Genomic DNA, 23,232 nt, shown 5'->3' with positions numbered 1-23,232 from the left:
AACTAAGCAAATGTAGCAATCTTATAAATATTATAAAGTATAAATCAAAAATGATATAACAAAAAAAGCCATAGAATCCTCTATGGCTTTTTTTCCTCTCTCCTCTTCCTCCTTTTACCCTCTATTATACAACCATGTCCATTCCTTTAGCTGGTTTTCCGTCTGCTTAGTAATCTGCCCCGGCATTAACCGCCAGCCCCAGTTGCCTTGGTTCGTACCAGGGGTGTTCATGCGGCCTTGTTCGTCTATGCCCAGCACGTCTTGCATGGGCAGGATGGCGGTTTTGGCCACCGAGGCGTAAGCCAGACGCGCCATTACCCACCAAATATCCTGCTCGCCCAGCTGACGGCCTACGTAATGCTCTATCTGCTGGTGGTGCGGTTTGCCTTCCTGGCGGTACCAGCCCAACGTGGTGTTGTTGTCGTGGGTGCCGGTGTAGGCAATGGAGTTCCGGATGTAGTTGTGCGGGATGTAGTGGTTCTGCGGCATCTCGTTTCCCCACGCAAACTGCAGAATTTTCATGCCCGGCAGGTTGAAATCGTCGCGCAGCTTCAGCACCAGGTCGTTTATTTCGCCCAGGTCTTCGGCAATGAACGGCAGGCTGCCCAGCTCCTTCTCTGCGAAGGTGAAGAAGTCGGCGCCGGGGCCTAATTTCCACTCACCGTTTTTAGCGGTTTCAGCATCGGCGGGCACTTCCCAGTAATCGGCGAAGGCGCGGAAGTGATCTAGCCGCACAATGTCAAACAGCTCCATGTTCTTTCTCAGGCGGCCCATCCACCAGCCGTAGTCCTGCTCTTTCAGCACATCCCACTTAAACACAGGCATGCCCCAAAGCTGACCTTCGTCGCTGAACGCATCGGGTGGAACGCCGGCCACGCCGGTCATTTTACCGTCTTCATCCACCGCAAAAATCTCTCGGTTGCCCCACACATCTACGCTGTCGTAGCTAATGTAGAACGGCATGTCGCCGAACATCTGGATGCCGCGGTTGTTGCAATAGGTGCGCAGGCGCTTCCATTGCTTGTTGAAGATGAACTGCACCCACTTGGTTTTCTCCACGGCCTCGGCATTTTCCTGCGCCAGCTGCTCTAGTGCGGCTGCGTCACGCTGCTTGTATTCATCGGGCCACTGGAACCAGGCGCTGCCGCCGTTCTGGGCCTTCAGGAGCACGTACAACGCAAAATCATGCAGCCAGCCAGCCTCCGTTCCACAATAGTCGATGAACTGCTGCTGCAGCGTAGGAAAATCGCCGGACTTGAAGTTCTGCCAGGCCTTCTCCAGCAGCTCGTCTTTCACCTTTTGGGCTTGGTCATAGTCCACGCTGCCGGTTTGCGGCAAGTGGTAGTTTGACAGCTCATTTTCGGGCAAGAGCCCCTCTTTGGCCAGCGCCACCGGACTGATGAGCAACGGATTTCCCGCCCGGCTGGAGATGGAACTGTAGGGCGAGTACCCCTGCCCCGCCTCAATTGGGTTGAGCGGCAGCAGCTGCCAGAACTTCTGATTGCTGGCCGCCAAAAAATCGGCAAACTTCCGCGCCTCCGGCCCCATGTCGCCAATACCAAAATCTGATGGCAACGACGTGATGTGCAGCAGAATACCGGCACCGCGCTCGTTCTGGGCCTCCAGTTTGAGCATGGCTAGCGGGAAAATCCCGAACAAATCGGCCACCCTGAGCTCATGCGCATAGTTTCCGGTGCTCCGGATGAGCATGTCCTGCCATTCTTTGGGCGCCTCCTGCGGAATAATCACTTTCGTGTCTTTCCAGTCGATGTCCCCTGGCTTGTCTACGCCCTGCTGTTTGGCCAGCGCAGCCAGATGCAGCGGCACCGCCACCACGTACCAAGTGTGCAGGTATTTTCGGGCAAAGGCCAGCACATGTTCTTTGTGTTCCCCTTCTACCTCCAGCGGCAGATAAGTTCCTTTGGCGAAGAGGTCGGCTTTGTTTTTGCGCTCAGTGAAAAGCGTGCGGGTGAGGTACAGTTTAATGCGAGCATCGTAACGGTTCTCCCATAGCTCTTCCCACAGGTTTTCCTGCTTGTTCAGGTCGTAGCTGTCCATTTCCTCCAGCCAAGCCTGCCGCTTCTCGTAATCCACGGGCCGACGGTTATCTGGGTCCACCAGGCTGAAGTCCCAGAGTTCGGTGCCTTGGTACACATCGGGCACACCCGGCGCGGTGAACTTGAGCAGCACCTGGCTTAGCGAGTTCACAATGCCGAAGTCAGTCGTTTTTGCCCTGAATTTCTCAAAACTGCTCCAAAACGGCCGGCTCTTGTCCAGCAGCTTCACGGTGAAGGCTTTGGTAGCGGCCTCGTATTCTTCGTTAGGCGATGTCCAGTTGGAATTGACTTTGGCTTCGCGCAGCGCCTTCTGCAAATACTCTTGAACCCGGTTCTCGAAATCGTCCTCGTCCTGCCCCGGCATTGGGTAGGCGCCCAGCAAGGTCTGGTAAATGAGGTATTCGTCGTTCACGTCGGGTAGATTGTTCTGCTTCAGGTCGGCGTTCATTTCGCGCCATTCCTGCACCGCGGTCGCCCAATCGTCGGCTAATTCCGTCAGCACGTTCAGGCGTGCCCGAACGTCTTCGCCCCGCTTGGTGTCATGCGTGGAGGTGCCGTTCATAGACAGCGGCCAGTTCTGCTGCCGGTCTTGCATGATTTGGTGGAACTCCTGCGGACTCACCCCAAATGCCTCCGGCGAATCGCCCACCTCGTTGTGCCCCACAAAACGGTTGTAGGTGTACATGATGGTGTCTTCCACGCCTTTGGCCATAATAGGTCCGCTGAACTGCATAAGCCGCTGGTAAAACCGCTGCGACCGCTGCAAATAGGTGCCATCCTCCCCTTCGGGCGCTGCGCCCAAAATGGCTCTCTCCAGAATCTCTACCGGCCCTGTCAGGTCAGGCTTGCTTTCCCTGATGCTGTTGAAGATGTTCTGCACCGCCTCGGCTTCTTCGCCGTCCAGCGGCATCTGGTTACCATAATATCTGTACACCGGACACTGCACCAGAAACTCACCTATGGCGGCTTTCAATTGCTCACTGGGCACGCTGCTCAGCACCTCCTCGTCCACCAGCCGCTGCTCTAGAAACAATTGGTACAGGTTTTCCAGCTCACCGGCCATATTCTCATTCAGAATAAAAGCCTTCTTCTCGTGAATCTGGTCATGCACGGCGGCACCCTCGCCTACCAACTGGTGGTAGAGCTGATTAAATGCCTCCTCGCCGGGTTTATAGGTAAACAGATTATTCACATACGACAGGAAATCATAGCCGGTGTTGCCTTGGATTGGCCACTGCTTCGGCATCTGCTCGCCCGGCTCCAGAATTTTCTCCACGGCAATGTAGGTTTCCTCGCCTGCTAATTCTCTTAGCTGCTGCAGATATCCGGTGGGGTCATACAAGCCGTCTACGTGGTCAATACGCAGCCCTTGAAACACGCCCTCGTCCTGCAGTTGCTTGATGTACTGGTGGTAAATCTGGAATACCTCTGGGTCCTGAATATTGAGGCAAATGAGACCATTAACCGTGAAAAACCTCCGGAAGTTGATTTGATAATCGGTTTCCTGCCAGTGGCACAGCTGGTAAATCTGCTGCTCCGCCAGTTTCAATAATTTCTCTGGATTACCATTGAACGCCTCCAGATTCTTTTCCACCTCTGCCCCTACTGAACTGCCTTTCATGAGCGAGGTCAGTTGCTGCCGGAACTCTTCCCACTTCAGAAAAAAGCCTTTAGGGTCCTCATCGCGGTGCACTTCCCCTAGTTTGTTAAGCAATTGGTCAACTGCCTGACTCGGTTCACCTTCTCCCCGCAAGATGGTTTCATACGACTTAGGGTTAAGTGGATAGGCGCTGTCGTAGTACCGGAACACCAGCCGCTGCTGTGTTGGGTCAAAGGCTAGTTTCAGTTCGCCCTTCTGCACCACGTCCTCCAGCTTTGAACCCAAGAACGGCACCATCACGCGCCCTTGGTACAACGAGCTGGTCCAGCCAATATCAAAGAAGTTATAGTACAGGCTCAGCGGCCCCTTCTCCAGCACATCCGTCAGGAACGGGTTGTTTGGGTGGAAGGCCATGTGGTTGGGCACGATGTCCTGCAGCCAGCTAATGCCATTTTCTTTGAGGAAGGCCGTCAGTTCTTTCAGCTGCTCCTCGGTGCCAATCTCGGGGTTAATGCGGTGCGGGTTCACGCCGTCGTAGCCGTGGGTACTGCCCGGAGTTGCCGCTAAAATGGGCGAGGCATAGATCGTGCTCACCCCCAGTTTCTGTAAATATGGTATAATGCGCTCAAAGTCAGCAAAGGAAAACTCCTTGTGAAACTGCAAGCGGTACGTTGCGACAGGATTGTGCATATTTTATGATTTGAAGATTTGATTATAAGGAGATTGGGGAATTTTTTCAGCCCCGCCTTCTCTCACGGAGCAGAAGAATTTTTGTTGCCGTTTTGGAGCTAGTTTTGAGAAAACAGGCTGAAAACATCTCCCAAATATTTAGAGATATCCTTCTTTCCCATGCATTCCAGATATTCCCCCTTTGAAGGGGGCAAGGGGGATGTTTACACAGGAGTGTCCACGCATTGCGGATTACATTTGCCGATTCTCTTGCACCCAATGCCATAAGGTTTCCACCACATACGGCATCTCTTGCTTTACCTCTTTATCGGTAAAGCGGAGAAATTTCACACCATACGCCTGTAGTGCTCTCTGCCGATTTTCATCATAGGTTATTTTATGGTCATGGCTGTCACCGTCCACTTCAACAGCCAATAGCAGTTCATGACAGAAGAAATCAACAATATAATCAAATAGTGGCACCTGACGGTGGAATTCAACTCCTAGCGATTTTCCTTTCAGTTCATTCCAGAGCAGTATTTCTCCCAACGTGCTGTTGTTCCTCAGCTCTTTCGCTCGTTCCTTAAGGTCTGGCCGGTATGGAATGATTTTGTTGGGCATCTTTTGTTCAGCAACGCTTGGATCTGCTTGTGTAACATCCCCCTTGCCCCCTTCAAAGGGGGAGTATCGGGTAGTGCTCCTGCAATGTTTATTTGAATTGCGTTTTGGGTCTGTTTTCCAGAAAGCAGACCCAAAACGCATATAGGTCTTTACCCTTGGTACACCACCATACTCTCTGGCTGCAAAGTAACTTCTGCCCCACCGGCAACAGATGCTACCGCGGCTTGAGGGCCTTTCCATTCTGGGGCGGCTGAATCTATGAGCAGTTGCCAGTTTTTAGCGCCTAAAGGCACTGTTACTTTTTGCGGCTCTTGTGAGAAATTCATTAGAATCACCACTTGCTGTTCCCCTTGACCTCTTCTGAGAATTAAAGTTTTGTTTCCTTCATTTTCCTCTACCTCCACCGCTTTTCTGTCCAGGCTTTTCAAGGCTGGAATTTCGCGGCGAAGGCGCAGCAGGGTTTGGTAGTATTTGAACATGGTTTGGTGCGGCTCCTTTTTCACCAGATCCCATTGCAGTTTTGAGTTGTTAAAGGTTTCCTCGGCCATTGGGTCCGGCGCCTCGCCTTGCGCGTGGAAGGCGGCGAATTCCGCTTTGCGTCCTTTACGTACCGCCTCGGCCAGTTCTGGGTCAGTGTGGCTCACGAAGTACATGAAGCGGTTGGGTTCTGAATATTCTTCGCCCATCCAGAGCATAGGCAGGAACGGACTGAAAATGACGGCGCCGGCAGCGAGCTTTTGCATCTCAAAGCTTACCAGTTCGCCCAGCCGCTCCCCTAACATGCGGTTGCCCACTTGGTCGTGGTTTTGGGTGAAGACAATGAATTGTTTGCCCGGGTTGTTTTCTGCTTTGATGCCGAAGTGCTTGTTCCGGTGCGGCGAGAATTGTCCGTCGTACACGTAGGCATCGCGGTAGGCTTTGGCCAGGTCGCAAATGCCCGTGAAATCGGAATAATAGCCAGTATTCTCACCGGTGGTGGTAACGCGGAGAGCGTGGTGAAATTCATCTACCCACTGGGAATCCATGCCGTACCCTCCCTCCTTCAGCGGATTGATGAAGCGGGTGTCGTTCAGGTCCAGCTCCACGATCATGTGGTGCGTGCGGCCAGTTTCTTCCATGAGTTGGTTTACCTGCTGCTTCATCTCACGCAGTATGTGCACGGGACTGAAATCTTTGATGGCATGCACGGCATCCATGCGGACGGCATCAATATGGAAATCGCGGAACCACATCAAGAGGTTCTCGGTGAAGTAGCGGCGCACACCGTCACACCAGGCATCGTCAAAGTTGAGAGCTTGTCCCCAAGGCGTATTGTATTTCTCGGTGAAGTAATGGCCGTACACGCCCAAATAATTTCCTTCGGGGCCGAGGTGGTTGTACACCACATCCAGCACCACCGCCAGTCCTTTTTGGTGGCATACATCTACCAAATGCTGTAAGCCTTCGGGGCCGCCATAACTGTTCTGCACGGCGTACGGAAAAACGCCGTCGTAGCCCCAGTTGCGGTCGCCGGGGAACTGTGCCACGGGCATAATTTCAATGGCATTCACCCCCAGCTCCTTCAGGTAATCCAGCTTTTCCTCTAGTCCGGCAAAGGTGCCGTCCGGGCTGAAGGTACCGGTGTGCAACTCGTACAGCACGTAGTCTTCCAGCGGAATATTCTTCCAATTCTGATCGGTCCACTGGAACGCTTCTACATCAACAGCCTGTGAGGGGCCATGTACGCTCTGGGGCTGCGACAAGGAAGCTGGGTCTGGGTATTCCTGATCTTCGTTTATTCTGAATTTATAGGTATCGCCGGGTTGAATCTGATCTGTTGTTAAGGACCAATAGCCATATTCTTGTTTCTTCAGCGGAATGATGGTGTTGCCATCGTTCATGGTGATTTCCAGCAGATCAGCTTTTGGGGCCCACACCAATACTTCGGCTTCACCGGTAGGGGCATAACTTACGCCCAGGCAGCGTTTACGGATATCTGTTCGGCTCATGCTTCGGCTTCAAAAATTGGGTTTTTCAACAATAAAATCGATCGGCCTTCTACCAGAAACTTCTCTCCGGGTGCATAGGTGGGGGCATCTTCGGCCTCTATTTGATTTCGGAATGTGTCAATGACCACCGTCCATTGGGCACCGTATTTCTCCGGCGGCGTCTGGAATTCAAGAGAGTCATGGTAAGCGTTGAAGATGAGGTAGAAGGAATCATCCAGCACCACTTCACCCCTGCCGCCCCGACTGTGCACGCCACGGCCATTCAGGAAGATGGCCAGCGACTTGGCGTGGTCCTGCTCCCAATGCTCGTACTCCATTTCCTCGCCGTTAGGCAGAAACCAAGCAATATCCTCCAGTCCGTGCCCTTTGATGGGCTGCCCCTGAAACCAGCGGCGACGGCGGAACACGGGATGGTTCTTCCGGAAGTGGATCAGTTTTTTGGTGAACTCCATCAGGCTGGAATCGGCGGTAGGCCAGTTAAGCCAGGATATTTCGTTGTCTTGACAGTATGCGTTGTTGTTCCCGCCTTGGGTACGGCTCATTTCGTCACCTGCCACCAGCATTGGCACCCCCTGCGAAAGGAACAACGTCGTCAGAAAATTGCGTTTCTGACGGTCTCGCAAGTCTATTATCCATTTGTCATCTGTAGGACCTTCGGCACCACAGTTCCAGGAGCGGTTGTGGTCTTCCCCGTCTTTGCTGTCCTCGCCGTTGGCTTCATTGTGCTTCTCGTTATAAGATACCAGGTCATGCAGCGTGAAACCGTCGTGGGCCGTAATAAAGTTGATACTGGCCGTGGGACGGCGGTAATCGTCAAAATACAAATCGGAAGAGCCGGTGAATCTATTAGCGAACTCGGCCAACATACTTTCCTCGCCGCGCCAAAAATCACGCATGCAGTCACGGTACATACCGTTCCACTCGGTCCAGCCTGGCGGGAAGTTCCCCACTTGGTAGCCACCCTCGCCCACATCCCATGGCTCAGCAATCAGCTTCACCTGTGAGATAACTGGGTCCTGGTGTATAATATCGAAGAAGGAACTCAGCTTATCAACGCCGTGCAGTTCGCGTGCTAATGCCGAAGCCAAATCGAACCGGAAGCCGTCAACGTGCATTTCTGTAATCCAGTAGCGCAGGCTGTCCATGATGAGGCGAAGTACGCTAGGAAGGTTGGCATTGAGAGTGTTGCCCGTGCCGGTGTAGTCCATATAGTAGCGCTTGTCATCTTCCACCAGGCGGTAGTAAGATGCATTGTCCACGCCTTTGAACGAAAGGGTCGGCCCTTTTTCGTTGCCTTCGCCGGTGTGGTTGTACACCACGTCCAGAATGACCTCAATACCCGCTTTGTGCAGCTCCTTGACCATCTGCTTGAACTCATTTACCTGCTGGCCCAGTGCTCCGCTGCTGGAGTAACGTACATCTGGCGCAAAGAACCCGATGGTGTTGTAGCCCCAATAGTTGGTGAGGCCTTTTTCCTGCAGGTACCAGTCGGTGATGAAGTGGTGGACGGGCAGCAACTCAATTGCGGTAATGCCCAGGTCTTTTAGATAATTTATGGTAGCAGGGTGCCCTATGGCGGCATAGGTGCCTCTTATTTCCTCCGGTATGTCTGGGTGCAGCTGCGTAAAGCCTTTTACATGCGCCTCATAAATCACCGACATATAATACGGAGTTTTTGGCGCCTTATCGTCTTCCCAATTAAAACTAGGGTCTATGACCACTGATTTAGGAATATAGGGTGCGCTGTCTAACTCACTAAAACTAAGGTCTTCGTCTTCGTGTCCAAATTGGTAGCCAAACAGCGACTCATGCCAGTTGATGGTGCCCGCTATGGCTTTGGCATAAGGGTCAATGAGCAATTTGTTGGAGTTGAAGCGGTGTCCCTCTTCTGGTTCATATGGTCCATGCACGCGGTAGCCATACAATTGTCCAGGCTTCAGATCAGGAATGTAGGTATGCCAAACCTGGTATGACCGCTCTTGCATAGGAATCCGGTCATATTCTTTCTCATCTTCTGGGTTGTGAAAGAGGCAAAGATCTACGCCGGTGGCGTTATCGGCATATAGGGCAAAGTTGATTCCTCTGCCGTCCCAGGTGGCGCCCAATGGGAATGGGTTACCTGGATAAGTGATGGTGCTCATAGTTCTTTTAAGGTCTGTGTAGAACAGTACTTTCCTGACGCAGGATTTCCTCGGCTACCATGTACGGAAAACTCTTACTTTGGTATGTATTAGAGGTGTTTGAATATTAAAAAATATCTAGATTTTGATTTTAAAGAGAAAGAACCTGGATTGTTGGTATTGTTGATACTCCCCCTTTGTAGGGGGCGAAGGGGGATGTTTACACATGTAGACCCACCCCTTCCTGGTCCCACTCTTCAACGGTCATCCTGAGCGCTAGCCGAAGGATCTAACGAAGACCACCTATAGCAGGCGATAATGCTTCTGCCACCCCTTAGGACAGGTCGCGACCTGTCCGTACTTTTTTTTGCTTCCGAGCTGACGTGGCTTTAGCTTATCCAAAGCCCTACAAGACCACCTTCTCCGTTTTGGAGGCTCCGTGCGCTCACGGCCGCGAGGCCCCGCCCTGTGGATTCGCACTGCCCTTTTCACTAGACCTTCGGTCTTGCCGCTAATGCGGCACCGCTCAAAGCGAGGCGCTCATCCCCACGGCTGGAAGAGGTTCCAATTCTGCTTTGGCTGTTGCTCTTGGAAATGTTGCTTTTAGCTTTCTGCTTCTTTAGTTCCTGGGTAGAGTCTCTCGCGCTTACGCGCATTACTTTTTCTTTTCTTGATTGAAGAGACTATATACTGCTTCTTCCGCGCGTTACTAATGTGCCTTTTTGAGCTGATTTTCAAAAAGGAGGGCTAAAACAAAATTCTAAAGAAAAAAGCCGCCGAAGGAGAACCTTCGGCGGCTGAAACAAAAACACAACGTTGACTAGAAAATAAACTTGGTGCTCAGGAAGTTGGAATTGCCGTCAGAGACAATCTGGTTGAGCAATTGCTTGTTGTTCTCGTTTAGTTTGGTGGCTACCAAAGAACGAATAGAGAACGAACGTAGGGCATCTACTACCGACAGAGTTCCCTCCGCGCTGTCTTTACGACCAGTGAACGGGAACACGTCTGGTCCGCGCTGGCACTGGCAGTTGATGTTCACGCGGCTCACCTGGTTTACCAGTGGATCAATGAGAGTGGAGATTTCCTCATGGTCCTGGCTGAAGATGCTCACCTGCTGGCCGTGCTCTGACTCAATGAGGTACTGGATTGGTTCTTCCAGATCATCAAACGGCACCACCGGAATCACTGGCCCGAACTGCTCCTCGCGGTACAACTTCATTTCCGGAGTGACAGGGTATACAATGGCCGGATACACAAAAGATTCAAAAGAAGTACCTCCGCCTGGGTTTACCACACTGGCACCCAAGGCTACAGCTTCATCAATACACGCTTTTAAATAAGCGGGTTTGTGCGGCTCAGGAAGCGGGGTCAGGTTCACTCCTTTCTCCCAAGGCATTCCATATTTCAGCTTTCCAACAGCTTCTGTTAAGCCTTCAAGAAATGCGTCTACTTTGCTGCGGTGCACGAAAATGATCTTCAATGCGGTACAACGTTGCCCGTTGAAAGACAGCGCCCCTAGCACCGTTTCTTCTACTGATTGTTTAAGATCTGCATTTTCGGTAATGATGGCAGCGTTCTTGGCATCCAATCCTAAAATAGCCCGCAAACGGTTCACTTTTGGGTGCAGCTTTTTCAGTTCATCGGCTACTTTGCTTGATCCGATCAGGGTGAGCACGTTCACTTTACCGCTTTGCATCAAGGCCGGCACAATGGCGTGGCCACGTCCGTAGATGGTGTTCACCACCCCAGCTGGGAAGCTTTCTTTGAACGCGTTCAGCAAGGGGTAGAACAATAAAGTGCCGTGCTTCGGTGGCTTGAACAAAATGGTGTTGCCCATGATCAGGGCTGGAATAAGAGTGGTAAAAGTTTCATTCAACGGATAGTTGAATGGCCCCATGCACAGCACCACCCCTAGCGGAGACCGCCGGATCTGCGCCACTATTCCCTGTTCAATTTCAAATTTTGAAGACTGACGGTCCAGGTTCTTAAGCGCGTCAATGGTAGCGTAAATATATTCTACCGTGCGGTCAAACTCTTTCACAGAATCAGCGAAGGATTTCCCGATCTCCCACATGATCAACTTCACCACAAGGTCTTTCTGCCCGATCATCTTCTGCGTGAACAGCTCTACGCATTTTATGCGCTGATCTACGCTCATAGTTGGCCATTGTCCACGTCCGTTGTCATAGGCAGCCACGGCCGCATCTAAGGCAATCAGTGCCTCGGCCTCTGTACAAATGGGGTAAGAGCCAATTAATTTTCGGGTATAAGAACCATCCTCTTGTTGAAAGGCAACTGGCGAGAAAACGTTATGCGACGCTCCATCCCATGCCAGCATCTGGCCGTTTGACAGGTACTCCCGCTGGTGAATTTCCTGAGCTAAGGCGTATTCTGTGGGTACCAGGTCTTCGCATACAAAGATCTTCTGTAGGTCTTGTTGGGTGATTTGTTGGGTGTATTCTTCTACTTCCATGTGGGTGACGTTAAGGTGGTTAAACCTTGGTTATTCGTTGTTTCAGATTCAAGATTAGAGCATGCGGCAAGATTTTCAAAATAACCTTTCGTTATGCAGAATTCTCCTTTAGTATAAGGGCTGGTAATAACACCCAGAGGTAATATTGAGTCTTATCCGTTTATAAATTAAATCTGCCATAAAAACTGTTTTGGCCCTGTTTTCTTAAAAACAGGGCCAAAACAGACGACATCAATTATGACTAAGAGAGTCGTTACAGCAATGTAAAATTACCCTCCAACTTTATATCATTAGAGGCAGTCCCAAGCATTACTTTAAACTCACCGGGTTCTGCTACCCATTGAAGTTCATTATTGAAGAATGAAAGCTTCTCTTTATCAATGGTGAAGGTAATGGTCTTCTTTTCGCCGGGCTTCAACATCACTTTCCGGAAGTCTTTCAATTCTTTCAAAGGGCGGGCCAGTGAAGCTACTTTGTCATGCAGGTAAAGCTGCACTACTTCTTCGCCAGCTACTTTTCCGGTGTTGGTGAGGGTAAAGCTTACTTCCAGTTTTTCATTAGCTGACATTTGTGGCTTGCTGATATTCAGGTCAGAATACCCAAAAGTGGTATAGCTAAGGCCATATCCGAAGGCATATTTAGGAGTGTTTGGTGCATCAATGTAAGCCGAACGGTAAATAATATTGTTCTCGTTCAGCACAGGACGCCCTGTATTGTAGTAGTTGTAGGAAAGCGGAATCTGGCCTACGTTCCGGGGGAAGGTCATAGGCAGTTTGCCAGATGGGTTATAGTCGCCGAAGAGCACATTGGCGATGGCGTTCCCGGCCTCAGAGCCTAACCACCAGGCGTACAGAATAGCAGGGGCATTGTCGGCAATCTGGTCAAACACCAGCGGACGGCCCGCCATCATCACTACTACTATTGGTTTGCCGGTAGCTTTAAGGGCAGTAAACAGCTCTTGTTGCACGCCAGGCAAATCAATGTTGGTACGAGATTTGGCTTCGCCGCTCAAGTCCCAAGTCTCACCTACGGCCAACACCACTACATCGGCTTGTTGGGCAGTACGAACGGCTTCTTCAAAACCAGTGAGAGAGTTGCCTTGCACGTCACAGCCTTTGGCGTAAAGAACATTGGTTTTCTTGTCTACTTTCTGTCGGATTCCTTCAAACAAACTCACGGTTAAGGTGGTGTCTGGGGCTACAGTCCAGCTGCCGTCAAGATCACGTTTGGCTTTGGCCAATGGCCCAATTACGGAAATGGTTTTTGCCTTTTTATTCAGAGGCAATACATTGTTTTCATTTTTCAGGAGCACGATGGATTTTTGGGCTACGTCGCGGGCAATGAGGCGGTGCTGTGGGTCGTTCAGAACTTTCTGTTCGCGCTTCAGATCAGAAAAACGATAAGGGTCATCAAATAAGCCCATCTCAAATTTTTTGTATAAGATCCGGCGCACGGCATCATCCACTAATTCTTCTTTCACCTTGCCTTCTTTTACTAGTTTCACCAACGCTTGCTTGTAAGCCCGGCTTTCCATATCCATGTCGCTACCGGCGGTAATGGCTTTCAGGGCGGCTTCGGCGTTGTCTTTGGCAAATCCATGAGCAATCATTTCACCAATGGATCCCCAGTCACTTACCACAAAGCCTTTGTAATCCCACTTCCCTTTTAATATGTCGCGCTGCAGATAACTGTTACCCGTAGCCGGAATACCATTGAGGGTGTTGAATGAGTTCATAAAGGTGGCTACCCCTGCATCAACGGCAGCTTTAAAAGGAGGCAAAAACGTTTCGTGCAGCGTTTGCAAACTCATGTCTACGGTATTATAGTCACGTCCACCCTGAGCGGCCCCGTAGGCGGCAAAGTGCTTCGCGCAAGCCATTACGGCATCCGTTGCACCCAGCTTCTCGCCCTGAAATCCTTTCACGCGGGCCGCACCAATCAAAGAACCAAGGTAGGTGTCTTCGCCGGCACCTTCCATTACCCTTCCCCAGCGCGGATCACGGGAAATGTCTACCATAGGCGCGAAGGTCCAGTGAATGCCCGCTGCCGCCGCTTCTTTAGCTGCTATGTGCGACGATAACCGGATGGCTTCCAGATCCCAGGAAGCGGCTTCAGCCAAGGGAATGGGAAAAACTGTTTTATAACCGTGAATTACATCAAGGCTGAACAAAAGCGGAATTTTCAGTCTTGACTGTAGCGCCACTGACTGAATCTCACGGGTGTCTTTCACTCCTTTCACATTGAGCATAGACCCTACCCAGCCGCTTTTAATGTCGTTAATGAGGTTAGTTTTCACCTCACTCACCGGACCTGTTACAGCTTTGCCGGAATATTGATTTAACTGACCCACTTTTTCCTCAAGGGTCATTTGCTTTAAAAGGTCTTCTACGCGCTGCTCAATTGGTTTTTGTTGGGCCTGAACCGAGCCCACAAGGAGGAAACTTAAGAACAGGGTAAGCGGCAAGAAATGTTTGCTGGTCATGAGTACTTGAATAATAGAAAAAGAATTGGAATGAATTGGTAAAACAATAGAGGGAAACCTAAGGGCAAGAGAATGACAAGGCACCAGTAAATTCTGGAGCGAAACCATGAAGGGCTACTGTTTTAGAGCTGTTTTTCAGAAATCAGGCCTAAAACAGCGGAGGGTTATCTATACCCACCGCCGTTCTAAGCCCTCTGTTTTTATTGTTTTTGAAGCGCCAGGCGAAGACCTATTTCAAATCCGCCGCCTGTGTAGTCTTTTATTTCCGGATTGGAAGTAGTGTAGATTCCTGTTATGGCAACTCTAGACTTATAGCCCACTGAAAAACCTAAAGTGGCAGCCTTGGTGCTGTGGTATAGACCAAACACCTGCAGGTTGTTATCTAAAAAGGAAACATTAGCACCCGCATCTAAGATGTTATCCGTCTCGCGAATTCCACGGTAGGCTACCTTAGGTTCTAAACCTATGGTCTGGCCACCCACTTCCAAATCAAAACGGTAACTCACCGAAGAAAAGAAAGTTGGGTAGTTCACATAATCCTCCTGGTTAGGGTCAGAGACTAAAAGGTTACGAAGTCCTAAAATGGCTGCCTGTACCTGAAGCTTAGAAAAGTTGTAGGCTGCTCCCACATCACCGTCTACCTGCACACCACGGTCATTAAATCGGTTCACGCTCGGGTCAAAGTTATCGCCGGTGATATCTAATTGCCGGATGCTTTGCCTGGACGCTCCAAGTGATAATCCCAGATTCAACTTCTGGTCTTCAGCTACCTGAAAATGATAGGCATAGGTAGCCTGCACACTGGTTTGCTGAATAAGACCGGTTTTGGTGTTATACACATTTACCCCTACTCCCACGTTGTTTCCAAACCCGTACTCGCCGGTAAAAGACTGAGACCTGGGCGCACCGGGCAAAGAATTCCATTGCTGCCGGTAAGCCACGTTGAGCTTCACTCCTGCCTCCAGGCCTGCCATGGCAGGGTTAGCCAGGTACTGGTTCTGAAAATACATGGTACCCATTGGGTTCAGCTGGGCCTGGGCTTGATTTTCCCCTACTAATGCAGGTAATGCCAACGCCAACGCGCTTCCTACCACTGCCAAAGCAAATCGCTTAGATATATTATTTACTAAATTCATAATGCTGTTTTTTTAAATAGGTGACAGACATTGAGAAACTTATTGTCTTACAATGGTAATGAAGCCTTTAAATGAAGGTTGCCCATTGCCGAAATCTACAATGTAGTAGTAAGTACCTTCGGCTAGTGGTGCATTCTGATAAGTACCGTTCCAAGTGTTATTGTAACCTCTCTGACTAAACACCACACGACCCGCCTTATCAAAGACTTTAACTTCATTGTTGCGGTAGAAATCAATGTTCTTGATTACCCAAGTATCATTCACGCCGTCATTGTTCGGGCTCAGAATGTTCGCTGTCTCCAGCACACTGTAGTTTTCAGACACAGTAACGGTGAAGCTTTGGGTGGCGGCGCAACCGCTGGCGTTGGTGGCGGTAACTGAGTACGTGGTAGTGGCTTCCGGCCGTACGGTAATATAAGCACTGTTCTGCCCGCTGATGATACCGTCAGCATTGGCCCACACGTAGCTGGTACCGCCGGTGGCGGTGAGGGTGGCGGTGAGGCCTTTTGAGAGCTGATTACCTTGGTCAGAAGTGATGGCTATAGTAGGCAATTCAACGCTGTTCACGGTAAAGGTGCGGCTGAATTCATCTACACCGCCGTTGGCAGTACCACCATTGTCACGCACAGTAACTGTTACAGTTGCTGTCCCGAAAACTCCGGCTCTGAGACTGTATGTAACCTGCCCAGTTCCATTCGCACCTAAGTTTACATTTAAAGCATCAAACATGGCGCTGTTAGAAGAGGCAACTGACAACGTAACGGTCTGGTTTACTTCTGGGCCAGCGGTTATACCTGTTAGGTTCACTGTCTGCTGGGCAATGGTGCTGCAGACGGTTTGGTTTTCTATAGCTGCCATGGTAGGTGCTTCATTTACGTCCAGTACCTGCACCACGATAGTTTCTTCTAAGAAATGACCGGAAGACGAGGTAGATCTTACCCTTACACTGTGGCTTGATTTGGCTTCATAGTTTAAAGCCGCTGCCGTACGTAATTGGTTGTCGGCAATGGTAAACAAGGCATTGTCTGTGTCACCGGCGCCGCTCACCAAGGAATAGCTAAACGTGGCGGTAGGATTTTCTGAAGTAGAGGTCAAAGTGCCCGCCACAGTACCAATGGCTGCATTTTCATAAAGTGGTTGCGGTGCTAAGGAAATGGAGGTTACATAGGCAATGTTAGTGCTTGCCCCTGCTACATTTGTATAAGCAGAAAACACCACATTACCCGCAGCACGTACCCGGTAATAGTATTGCGTACCCGATTGCACGCTATTATCAGTGTATGAAGTTGCATTGGCTCCAACAGTGGCTAATGTTGTAAAGGTTGTACCATCAAAAGAGCGCTCAATTTCAAAGCCTGTCTCAATGTTGGAGTTATCTGTCCAAGTAAGGTCTACCTGATTCACAGAAACCGCAGTGGCCGCCAAATCTGTAGGAGCTACTAAGAGAACCGCTTCCCGCAGGGCTGCGATAAAGGCCATGTTGCCTTCTCCAAACCCAACTCCCCAGCCTCTGTCAGGGCCTCTGTTTTCTTCGGCTTTCACGCCTATATAATCAGCACCAGTTCTTTCCGGAGCCAATGGATATTGGAACGCTCCTGAATTGGTAACCATTGGTGAAATTAGCATAGGTGCCGTGATAGCTTGGAAGAGAGTAGTATTTCCCCCGTTGTTTGTAGCAAAGGCATGAATTACATTGTCAAAACCATAGCGCTCGCCTGTCTTAATAATGGCTATGTCCGTACCGGTGAAATTGAATTCATGGCCGTTTGGTGACACTCGGGTGATGAGCGTAGAAGCATCAGTCAGCAGCAAATCTATAGTGAAGTCTGAGGCATCAGTGTCTTGCACATATCCCGCTTGCTGTGATTGGGTTTTCCGCAAAACGATTGTGGTACCGGAACGCATGTCTTTCCAGAAGTCAATGTTGTTGAATTGGTATTTACCGCCGTTGTCACTGGTGGCATTTGCCTCCAGGTCTTTCACGATCATGCCGCGCATGTCTAAATGGTCTTGAATTACCAGTAACTCTACCGCATCTGAAGTACCTTCCCAAACAGAGGTGGCATTATAAATCTTGTTGATCACAATACTTGGTACCGGAACCGGAGCCGACGTAGTAGCCTGAGCTACATTAGAGAAAGCAGAAGACCCACCTGGCCCTACTGCGCTCACCCGATAATGGTAGGTGGTAGAACCTGTTAAGCCGGTGTTGGAATAGTTGGTCACGTTAGAACCAACCGTTGCCAATGCCGCAAAAGTAATGCCGTCAGTAGACCTTTCAATCTGGAAACCGGTTTCTATTGAAGCATTATCTGTCCAGGAGAGGTTGATCTGTGAAGAGGAAGCGACCGTAGCCGTTAATGCAGACGGTGCTACCGGAATACCTGATTGGGTGGTGGCATCCGCTACGTTAGAATAAACAGAATTATCTACTGGCCCAACTGCCCTTACCCTATAATAATATCTGGAAGCGGGGTTTAAGCCTGTGTTAGAATAGGTGGTTACATTGGCACCAACTGTAGCAAGAGCTGCAAAAGTTGTACCATCGGTAGACTGCTCAATCTCAAAACCAGTTTCAATAACCGAGTTATCAGTCCATGTTAAGTTAATCTGGTTAAAGGAAGTCGCCGTTGCAGTTAAGGCAGTTGGCGCGACCGGAATACCTGTGGTAGTAGTGGCATTGGCGACGTTGGTATATCCTGACGGACCAGGTGCCCCCACCGCTCTCACTCGGTAGTGATATTGTGTGTTTGGAGTTAAGCCAGTATTAGAAAAAGAGGTTGCATTGGCAGCCGTGGTGGTAACCAAGGTAAAGGATGTGCCGTCAGTAGAGCGTTCAATCTCAAAACCGGTTTCATTCACTGAATTATCAGCCCAGGTTAAATTAATCTGCTCATGAGAAACCGCTACTGCCGCTAGTGTGCCGGGATTAGCCGGTACCGCTTCTAAGGTTGTAGCGTTGGCCACGTTGGTGTAGGCCGAGTTGCTCTCTGCACCCGTAGCTCTTACTCTGTAGTGGTATTGGGTAGACGAAGTTAAACCAGTGTTTGAGTATGTTGTTACATCTGCCGCAACACTGGTCAACAAAGTAAAGGCTACTCCGTCAGCAGACCGCTCTATTTCAAAACCAGTTTCATTGTTTGAATTATCAGCCCAAGCCAAATCAATTTGAGTAGTGGAAACGGCCGTTGCTGTTAGATTACTCGGTGCCAATACCGCTCCGGCATTGGTGGTAGCATTGGCCACTGATGAATATTCAGAAACTCCCCCGGTTCCTACTGCCCTTACCCGGTAGAAATATTGGGTAGAGGCACTTAGGTTCGTATTTTCATAGGTGGTGACATTGGCCCCTACCGTTGCTAAAGCGGCGAAGGTGGTGCCATCCAATGACTGCTCCAGTTCAAAGCCTGTCTCATTAGTGGAATTGTCGGTCCAGCTTAGGTTGATGGTACTGCTGGAAGCAGCTGTGGCCGTCAAACCGGTAGGTGCCAGTGGTTTTGGCTCTAAGGTAGTGGCGTCTGCTATGTTAGAATAACCTGAATTTGCCGCATTGCCTAATGCCCGCACTCGGTAATAATAGCGGGTAGTGGCTGTAAGAGGCTGATCGGGGTAGGTGACTACTCCGGCAGTTGTGGTGTGCAGCGAAGTGAAGTTTTCGCCGTCACTTGATCTTTCTATTTCAAATCCGGTTTCATTGGTAGAGTTGTCTGTCCAGGCCAGGTTGATCTCTGTATTAGAGATAGCTGTGGCAGTTAAGTTACTGGGGGCTGCCGGAGTGGCCTCTAAGGTAGTGGCATCCGCTATGTTAGAATACGCCGAGTTCTCCTGATCACCAGTGGCCCGGACACGGTAATAATAACGGGTGCTCGCTTCTAAGGAATTGTCCTGGTAGGTAACCACATTGGCCCCAACCGAAGCAAGGCTGGTAAAATCAGTGCCATTGATGGAGCGCTCTACTTCAAAGCCAGTCTCGTCATCAGAAGCATCTGTCCAGCTTAAGGTAATAGCACTGCTAGAAGCCGCAGTAGCCGTTAAACCTGTTGGTGCTGCAGGGGCTACTGATGGACGCAGGGAGGAGATAAAGGCAATATTATTTTCACCAAAGCCATAGCCCCAGTTTTTATTTGGTTCTGTAGAAGTAGAAGCCTTTTCACCGTCAAAATCTGCAATACTTTTGGTGGGGTTGTTGGGGTACACGAAAGTACCAGCCGCTCCATTACCACCAGTTGTCCATAGCCGTGGGCTGTAAACTGCATTAAAGAAAGAGCCTGCGGTAGAAGCATTTCCACTGTTGGAAGCCATGGCATGGATAGCATTTCCGGCTCCGTTCATGTCACCCCGCTTTAGCACCACCATATCGGTGTTAGTAAGGTTGAACTCATGCCCGGCAGCAGAAACCCTGGTCAGATAGGTAGAGGCATCATTCAATAATAGATCTAGGGTGTAATCAGAAGGGTCGGTGTCCTGCACATAACCTTCAAACTGAGACTCTGTTTTGCGTAATACAATGGTGGTTCCGGCTCTTAAATCTGACCAGAAATCTATGTTGTTGAATCTATATTTCCCTCCCGTATCATTTACTACATTATCATTGTAGTCTTTGATAATAAGGTTACGCATGTCAAAATGGTCCTGTACCACTAACAGCTCCACGGCATCTGATTTTCCATCTCCGGTTTCAGAAGCATTATACATTTTATTGACCACCACTGGTGCGGAAACAGGACTTTCCTGTAAAACCGAGCGGCGCAGAGAGGCTATATAGTTTCTATTTCCAGCTCCAAATCCATAATGCCACTGGCGTTGTGCGTCATTGGCATTGTTGATAGAATTATTGGCTAAGGCATCCGTTCCGTTGTAGTCGGCTACGGTTTGGGTAGGGTTTGTAGTATGATAGAAATATCCGCCACCCGGGCTAGCATATACTAACTTAATTTTTGGGGAAGCAGTGGCATTGAAATGCGCAGATGCATTAATATTGGCCTCACTACCAAAGGCAAAAGCATGGATAGAACCGGCGGTGCCTGAAGGGTCACCTGTTTTGATCATCACCATGTCGTTACTGGTCAAATTGAAAACAGCAGACCCTCCTCTATTTGTAAAATAGGTGGTGTTCTGAAGAAGTACGTCAATGGTGAAATCTGAGGGGTCAGTGTCTTGCTCGTAACCGGCAAAAGGTGCCCTTGCATTGCGCAAAACAATGGTAGTTCCTTTTCTGAGGTTTTTCCAAAGCGGATGATCTTTGAATTCAAACCTTCCACCTTCTGCGGCCAAGTTATTTTCAAAGTCTTTGATGGTGTGGCCTGTTATGTCCAGATGATCCTGAATAACCAGTAGTTCTACCGCATCAGTATTCCCATCTGCGTCATTGGAGCCATTCAACAACTTATTTACCACGATACTTTGCGCCTGCACCGCACTAATAAGTAAGAAGACGCCTAAAAAGAGTAAAAGTACTTTTCTCATAATGATAAGGCAAAAGGTGAAAATTAATTGAAATCAGTTTTAGAAACTGGGGGATATTTTTAAAGCTGTTTTAGGCTTGTTTTAGTTAAAACAAGCCTAAAACAGCTGGTAACTTATTGAACACCATCTATTATGCCCTGATAAGCAGGCTTCGGCAGATAATCGCGGTCAAAAGGCAATGGCCAATCTGGGGCTCCGTTGAAGCCCGGTACCCAGCTGTCAGCATCGCCTACGTTCCAGGTGGTGATGCCAAACTGTTGGGCCTTAGGAATAGCGTTGTAGGTTTGTACAATGAACTTGTACCGGTTGGCCTGCAATTGAGCCAGAGCCGGGGTTAAGGCAATCCCTTGCACCTTTTCTGGGTTCATAGAGATATCCAATTCAGAAATGTGCACCAGCAACCCTGTGGCGGCGGCAGTATTAATGGCAGCGGCCAGGTTGGCGTCTGATTGGTTGTAGCGCGTGTGCATTTGCATGCCAATTCCATGAATGGGAATTCCGCGTTGTTTCAGGCTAGTGACCAGATTAATGATGGCAGTTCTTTTAGTAGGCCCCCATTCATGGCCGTAGTCGTTGTAAAAGAGAAGGGCTTCAGGGTCTGCCTCGTGGGCATACTGGAAGGCGCGGGCAATATAATCATCGCCTAAAATTCTTCTCCACACGCTGTTACGCAAGGCGGGGCTGTCGTTTTCAAAAGCCTCGTTTACTACATCCCAAGATACCACCTTACCCTTAAAGTGAGTAACGATGGTTTGGATGTGATTTTTGAAAATCAGCTCAAATTCCTCTTTTGTCCCACTGAAGTTTTCAATCCAAGGTGGGAGCGATTGGTGCCAGATGAGGGTGTGGCCGTGCACCCGCTTGCCATGTTGCTGGGCAAAATCCACCAGATAATCGGCGTCTGCCCAGGTAAACACATCTTTAGATGGATGCAGAGCTGATACTTTCATGGCATTTTCTGCCGTAATGCTGTTCATCTCATTTGTCACCACTGCCCGGTACTTAGGGTTGTTCTTCATGAGGTTCACGCTCACTGCAGCCCCAAATGGGAAAGGAAGGTGCGTGTGCAACCCAGTGGTGGTACTGGGCGGTACGGTTCTTACCGGTTTCGGGAATTCCCCTTCGTTTTCACAAGCGGTGAGTGCCACCACAAAGAATAGTACTGTTAAGATTCTGATTTTCATACGGCCTCCTAATTCTTCTTCTTTATAAAATAATCTGCCAACTGGTACTTGTTTCTGTTGATCTCTTTCATCTTCTCGGCTAGCGGGGCATACACGTTGTAGTAGTTGTCTACAATGCCCTTGTTAGCATCTATGTTAGAGGGTTCGGCTCCCTCTTTGGTGGGGTCGTTGTCTTGGTACTGGAACCAGTGCCAGCCTACACAATTTTTAGATTCTAGTAGGCTTAAGGTGAAATTTTGGTAGAAAAGACCTCGGTCTTCTTGGGTTTTCACCATCCAACCAGCTCCGGTTTTATTGGGTAAGCCTGAGTCCTCCCCTTTCACGTACCATTCCGTGATCATGAAAGGTTTATTGGCCAGTTTGCCCCATTCCTCCATTTTCTTGGCTTCGGGAGTCCAAACGTTGTAGTAATTGATAGATACAATATCAACATATTTACCGGCGGCTTCCATCATCTCTGGATAATCACGCTGGGGGCCGTAGTAGCGGCAGCCCAGGTACATGTGGTTAGGGTCGTACTTCCGGATGGCTTTGGAAACAATAGAGAAATAGCGTTCCGTCACCAGTTGCAGAAACTCTTTTTTGTGTGCCTCAGTGATTTGCTCTGGGGAAATACCTTTTTCGTCTATCCACTTTTTGGCAGCCTGGTACCCTGGCTCCTTCGGGTCTAGTTTTAAGTAACCCTCCAGGTTGCGGCGCAGGAGTGGCATTTCATTGTCAGAGAAATAGCCGAAGAGATTTTTATCGTCTTTATAGGCTACCAACTGTTTAACGTGCTCGTCGCTGAAGGTTTCAAAATCTGGGTCGAAAACGAAGATGCAGTCATTGGGATACCCGCGATGCCCGGGCTTCTGGTAAGTGCCGCCCCGCTTCTTGCCGTAGGCACTCATAAAGTCCAGGTTAATAGTATAGGCCAAGGGCGACTTTTCCTGCAAGGGCGTCTCACGGAACTCCTTCACGGTTGACCAGGAACCCAACCCGTTGTACCCGTGGTCTAACAGCATCTGGTGCGTGCCTTGAGCCCAGCCTTTAGTATCTGTGAATTTTTCCTTGAGCGCTTCTTTGTTGCGGGTCGATCCGCCCATGCTCACCGTGTTCACAGCGGTGTGCAGAAAGTAATACCCTTCCGGATCAATAGCCCACCACCGGCCATCCAGCTGTTTTACATGAAAGAAACCAGTGGCTTGGGTGCGCTTGTCTTTTCTGCCGCCGTACTTGCTGAGCTTCACTGAATTCTTTGGTTTGAAATCTGTGAGGTGTGCCAGGCTTCTGGTCTCATAGTCTTTCCATTCCCCATAGCCCAGAGTAGCATCTGAAGTGGTAAGGCCTCGCTTGGCTTGCACGATCAACGGCTCCGGTGATTTCTGCTGGGCTTTACAAGCCCAGGGGGAAACCATCGCAGAGAGAAAAAATAACCGAAGCATCTGCTTTTTCAT

General features: G+C 49.6%; 11 protein-coding genes. All 11 read right to left on the bottom strand.

Annotated elements, in window-relative coordinates; genetic code table 11:
• Positions 1 to 114 precede the first annotated feature (114 nt).
• The 11 genes from treY to A8O23_RS13040 all read right to left on the bottom strand — a co-directional run bounded on the left by treY (position 115) and on the right by A8O23_RS13040 (position 23,232).
• Positions 115 to 4,347 (bottom strand): malto-oligosyltrehalose synthase, encoded by a 4,233-nt coding sequence (gene treY / locus A8O23_RS13085; protein WP_066621926.1) that lies wholly within the window; start codon positions 4,345 to 4,347, stop codon positions 115 to 117.
• Between the two features lie 231 nt (positions 4,348 to 4,578).
• Positions 4,579 to 4,947, bottom strand: a complete 369-nt coding sequence (locus A8O23_RS13080) for an endonuclease domain-containing protein (protein ID WP_066621925.1) — start codon at positions 4,945 to 4,947, stop codon at positions 4,579 to 4,581.
• A gap of 149 nt (positions 4,948 to 5,096) precedes the next feature.
• The gene (gene treZ / locus A8O23_RS13075; RefSeq protein WP_066621924.1) at positions 5,097 to 6,935 is read right to left on the bottom strand and encodes a malto-oligosyltrehalose trehalohydrolase; all 1,839 of its coding nucleotides are present in this window, start codon (positions 6,933 to 6,935) and stop codon (positions 5,097 to 5,099) included.
• On the bottom strand, positions 6,932 to 9,076 hold the full coding sequence (gene glgX, locus A8O23_RS13070; protein WP_066621923.1) for a glycogen debranching protein GlgX: 2,145 nt from the start codon (positions 9,074 to 9,076) through the stop codon (positions 6,932 to 6,934). The genes treZ and glgX overlap by 4 nt, the downstream gene beginning before the upstream one ends.
• Before the next feature lie 470 nt (positions 9,077 to 9,546).
• Positions 9,547 to 9,711, bottom strand: coding sequence for a hypothetical protein (locus A8O23_RS21610; protein ID WP_161486738.1), 165 nt, complete (start codon positions 9,709 to 9,711; stop codon positions 9,547 to 9,549).
• 164 nt (positions 9,712 to 9,875) lie between these two features.
• Positions 9,876 to 11,528 (bottom strand): NADP-dependent glyceraldehyde-3-phosphate dehydrogenase, encoded by a 1,653-nt coding sequence (locus A8O23_RS13065; RefSeq protein WP_066621921.1) that lies wholly within the window; start codon positions 11,526 to 11,528, stop codon positions 9,876 to 9,878.
• 253 nt (positions 11,529 to 11,781) lie between these two features.
• Positions 11,782 to 14,010 carry a glycoside hydrolase family 3 N-terminal domain-containing protein gene (locus tag A8O23_RS13060; RefSeq protein ID WP_082883048.1) on the bottom strand — a complete coding sequence of 743 codons (2,229 nt, stop codon included), beginning with the start codon at positions 14,008 to 14,010 and terminating at the stop codon, positions 11,782 to 11,784.
• A 200-nt stretch (positions 14,011 to 14,210) separates the two neighbouring features.
• Positions 14,211 to 15,146, bottom strand: coding sequence for a PorP/SprF family type IX secretion system membrane protein (locus A8O23_RS13055; protein ID WP_082883047.1), 936 nt, complete (start codon positions 15,144 to 15,146; stop codon positions 14,211 to 14,213).
• A 39-nt stretch (positions 15,147 to 15,185) separates the two neighbouring features.
• Positions 15,186 to 20,612 carry a fibronectin type III domain-containing protein gene (locus tag A8O23_RS13050; RefSeq protein WP_066621920.1) on the bottom strand — a complete coding sequence of 1,809 codons (5,427 nt, stop codon included), beginning with the start codon at positions 20,610 to 20,612 and terminating at the stop codon, positions 15,186 to 15,188.
• Positions 20,613 to 20,725: 113 nt separating this feature from the next.
• Positions 20,726 to 21,796 (bottom strand): endo-1,4-beta-xylanase, encoded by a 1,071-nt coding sequence (locus A8O23_RS13045; RefSeq protein ID WP_066621919.1) that lies wholly within the window; start codon positions 21,794 to 21,796, stop codon positions 20,726 to 20,728.
• 8 nt (positions 21,797 to 21,804) lie between these two features.
• A complete protein-coding gene (locus tag A8O23_RS13040; protein ID WP_153042199.1) occupies positions 21,805 to 23,232 on the bottom strand; it encodes an agarase in 1,428 nt (475 codons plus the stop codon).

Source organism: Rufibacter roseus (assembly GCF_001647285.1).
GTDB classification, from domain to species: Bacteria; Bacteroidota; Bacteroidia; order Cytophagales; family Hymenobacteraceae; genus Nibribacter; species Nibribacter roseus.
This window is presented reverse-complemented; position numbering and strand designations above follow the sequence as displayed.